The following is a 283-nucleotide window of genomic DNA, read 5'->3' on the forward strand; positions in this document are numbered from 1 at the left end:
CAGAGGAGAGGCAATAAATATAGAAGAGCTCAAGCAAATCCTTCAGCCGATGATTAATGTCATTGATGTTGCTGTTTTAGGCTGTACCCATTTCCCACTAATAAAGTCTGAGATTCAGCAAGTATTAGGCAAAAGCGTGGTATTGGTTGATTCGGGCAAAGCGATAGCTAAACGAGTCCAAGAGTTGTTGGGTTTAGAAAGTGGTCATGAAGAAGGGGGAGTGAGAGAGGTTTTTTGTAGTTATGGCAAGTAATGATGTGAATCATGCGATCTCTGCTCTTAA

At 41.3% G+C, this 283-nt stretch carries 1 pseudogene; it reads left to right on the forward strand.

The features are described from left to right. Positions 1 to 241: pseudogene (locus A3712_RS23085) on the forward strand (glutamate racemase); the annotation flags it as partial. Between the last annotated feature and the right edge of the window lie 42 nt (positions 242 to 283).

The sequence above is a fragment of the Vibrio sp. HI00D65 genome (genome assembly GCF_001635455.1).
Classification (GTDB): Bacteria; Pseudomonadota; Gammaproteobacteria; order Enterobacterales; family Vibrionaceae; genus Vibrio.